The organism is Komagataeibacter melaceti (assembly GCF_003403295.1).
Classification (GTDB): domain Bacteria; phylum Pseudomonadota; class Alphaproteobacteria; order Acetobacterales; family Acetobacteraceae; genus Komagataeibacter; species Komagataeibacter melaceti.
Genome location: NZ_QUWV01000153.1, coordinates 1 through 3,824, shown reverse-complemented (window position 1 = coordinate 3,824; position 3,824 = coordinate 1). Strand labels below are relative to the sequence as shown.

The 3,824-nt window shown below is 66.4% G+C and carries 2 protein-coding genes; both read right to left on the bottom strand.

The window, feature by feature from the left end; all coding sequences use genetic code 11:
- Nucleotides 1-2,869, bottom strand: a 2,869-nt coding sequence (locus DY926_RS14870; protein ID WP_148707809.1) for an efflux RND transporter permease subunit, incomplete at its 3' end; no start/stop codon positions are given.
- Nucleotides 2,869-3,824, bottom strand: a 956-nt coding sequence (locus DY926_RS14865) for an efflux RND transporter periplasmic adaptor subunit (protein WP_116704085.1), incomplete at its 5' end; no start/stop codon positions are given. The genes DY926_RS14865 and DY926_RS14870, both read right to left, overlap by 1 nt.

The window sequence follows — 3,824 nt, the reverse complement described above, 5'->3', positions numbered from 1 at the left end:
CCGCCGCGGCAAAGGCAGCCTGCGCCACGGCCATGCCGCGTGCCCGCAGGGCCGCGATTTCACTGACCAGCACCACACCGTTGAGGATCGCCACACCGAACAGCGCGATAAAACCAATCCCTGCCGAAATGCTGAACGGCAGGCCGCGCACCGTCAGCGCCACAATGCCGCCGGTTGCCGCCACCGGCAGGTTGATGAAAACCAGAAGTGCTGACCGCACCGCGCCAAAGGCCACCACCAGCAGTGCGAAAATCAGGCCAAGGGCAATGGGCAGCACGATTTCCAGCCGCAGCACCGCCGATTGCAGGTTACGGAACTGCCCGTCCCACTGCACGGTGTAGCCTGCCGGCAGTTTCACGTCCCGCGCCACGCGGGCCTGCGCTTCGGCCACATAACCCGCCAGGTCACGCCCGCGCACATTGGCCTGCACCACCATGCGCCGCCGCACGCCATCGCGGCTTATGCGCGGCGGGCCATCGATTTCATGTACATGCGCTACCTGTGACAGCAGGACATTCCCCTGCCCGTCCATCCGCCGAACCAGCAGCGCGCCGATTGCGGCCGCCGAGATCACGCGCCTCGGGTCAAGGCGGACCTGCGTGCTGATGATGGCACTGTCCACGATCACCGGCCTTGTGCCGATATGACCGCCCACGGCTTCCACCGTATCCAGAATGTCCTGCACCGCCACATTGCGGCTGGCAGCCTGCGTGCGGTCGATGTCAGCCACGATCAGCGGCACGGTGCCATCGCCCGCAGCCGCCACGTCCGCCGCACCCTTCACGCCCGACATCGCCGCCACCACCCGGTCGCCCAGATCGGCCAGCTTCGTCAGGTCATCGCCAAAGATCGAAACGGCGATCTGCGTCCTGACACCCGACAGCAGGTCGTCCATACGCATCTGCACCGGCTGGCTCCATGAATACAGCGCGTCAGGCAGTTCACGGCGCAGGGTATCATCCATCACGGCCACAAGCCCCGCCTGCGTGCGGGCGGTTTTCCATGTGGCGGGCGGGGTGAGGAAGATGAAGCTGTCGGTCTCGTTCACGCCCATCGGGTCGGTGGGGATGGCGGACGTGCCGGTATTGCTGACCACCGCTTTCACTTCGGGGAAGCGGCGCAGGATCTGCTCCTGTTTCGTGACCGAAGCCAGCACGGTGTCGAGCGAGGCCGAAGGCAGCCGCGTGGTGGTAACCGCGAGTGCGCCTTCATCAAGTTGCGGAATGAACTCACCGCCCAGCCGCATCGCAAGCCCCGCCGAGATGGCCAGCACCGCCAGCGTACCGCCAAACAGGATGCGCGGATGCGCCTCCCCCCATGTCACCATATGGGTATAGGGGCGGCGCATGAAGGCGATCAGCCGCGTATCGCCCGCAGGCCGCACGCCCCCCAGCGCCAGGGCGGCCAGCACGGGGATGCAGATGAAGCAGTAGGCAAGCGACGCCAGCAGCGCCATGATGACCGTCTGCGCCATGGGGCGGAACATGTGCCCCTCGATCCCCTGCAGGGTCAGGATGGGCAGATAGACCATGATGATGACCAGTATGGCGAACCCCACCGGGCGCATGACCTGCTGCACGGACGAGATGACCAGCGGGATGAATTCCGCCTCCGGTTCTTCCTCGCGCCGCGACAGGACATGTTCGATCACCACCAGCGAGCCATCGACGATCATGCCGAAATCGATCGCGCCAAGGCTGAGCAGGTTGGCCGAGATGCCGAACTGCCGCATCCCCGCCATGGCGCAGACGAGGGCGACCGGAATGACTGAGGCAATGACCAGCGCCGCCTGCCAGCTTCCGATCACCACCACCAGTACGCCCACCACCAGCACCGCCCCCATAACCAGGTTGTCGCGCACCGTGGCGATGGTCTGCCCGGTCAGGGTCGCGCGGGTGTAATAGGGTTCGAGTGTAACCCCCGTGGGCAGCGCCTGCCTGATGCCCGGCAGGGCGCGGTCGATCGCGGCAAGGGTGGCGTTGGAACTGGCCCCGCTTTCCATCATCACCACGCCGATCACGATCTCACCCTGCCCGTCACGGGTCACGGCGCCAAGGCGGGTACGCGCGCCCGTGGTGATGCGCCCGAGGTCGCGCAGCCGCACCGCCGAACCATCGGCGTTGGTCCGCACGGCGATATTGCCAAAATCCGCAAGGCTTGCAACCAGCCCGCGCCCGACCACGCTCTGCTGTTCGGCATGGTGGGTGATCCACCCGCCGCCGGACGCAGCGTTACCGGCATCCACCGCGCGATAGACCTCGCCCACCGAAAGGTTGCTGCCAATCAGCCGCGCGGGGTCCAATGTTACCTCATAGGTTTCTTCCGCCCCGCCATTGACGTTGACGTCCACCACGCCGGGCACGAGGCGCATCTGCGGTACCACGGTCCAGTTCATGATGCGGTTTAGGTCCATGAGCGAGCGCCCGGCGCCCCGGATCTGGAACTGCATGATTTCACCCATGCCTGTGGCCAGCGGCCCCATGCTGACGGTAATGCCGGGTACGGATATGTTTGCACGCGCCTGCTGTATGCGCTCATTCACACGGGTGCGGTCCAAGTTGAGATCGGTCCCGTCGGCAAACTGCACATACACCACTGACACCCCGCCACGGGAGACGGAGCGCAGGTCGGTCATGCCGGGAATACCGGTCATGCTGGCCTCGACGGGAAAGGTGATGAGCTTCTCCACCTCCTCCGTCGCGAGGCCGGGGGCCACGACCGAGACGAGCACCTGTTTGGGCGAAATATCTGGCACCGCCTCCACCGGCAGACCCAGCACCGCCATGATGCCAGCCGCCAGCAGCAGGCCAAGCCCGCCGAGCACCAGCATGCGCGCGCGCAGCAGGGCCTCGAGATACCTGCGCGCCATCAGTCCGCGTCCATCCCGGCCAGGCCGATGACCGAACGCAGGGCGAAACTGCCATGGCCCACGACCGGCTCGCCCCCTTTCAGGCCGGAGCGGATGACCGCCTGCCGCCCGTCATCCAACGCCACATCGACCACGACGGGCCGGTAATCGGTTACGCTCACCCGCACGAACACGACGCTACGCCCGTCAATGCGCTGGATAGATTCGGACGGCACGACAATGCCCGCCACGCTGTCACGCTGCGCCAGTGTCGCGTCCAGCACCATGCCAGGCATCAGCGCGCTGGTGGGGTTGGCAACACTGCTTATGACCCGGACCAGTCCGGTCAGCGGGCTGGCCATGCCATCCACCGTGTCGATGCGCGATATCAGCGGACCACTGGCCGCCTGTGTCACCTGCTGGCCACCCGGTGCGATCCGTGCGGCCTGATCGGGTGCTATATCCGATACGATCCAGACATGGAACAGGTCGGCCACGGTGGCCACGTCCATGGTCGGATCCACGTCGGCCGCCACCGACGTGCCGATTGCCTGCACCATGCCATCGACCGGGGAAATCAGGGTGGAGGTTTCATCTTCCGCACCCCGGCTGTCCTGTTCCGATGATGAATTGAACTCCTCGGCAAAGCGGTGGCCCAGCGTGTCCATGTCCGCCTGTCGCGCGCGCAGGGTGGCGTCCGCCTGCGCCAGCGCGTCCTGCCTGCGGCGCAGTTCGGCCATGGATATACTCTCGCCCGCCAGTGCCCGTGCCCGCTGCTCCGCGCCCGCCGCATCGGCCCGGGCAGCGACAGCGGCCGTGAGCGCCGCGCGCATCTGAACGGCCTGAAGGCGCGCGACATGCAGGGAATGATCCTGATAGCGCACCAGCGCCTGCCCGCGCGCGACATGCATGCCCGGCTGGACCGGCACCGCCAGCACCTTGCCACTGCCCGCCGGGTGGATATGCACGACCCGCG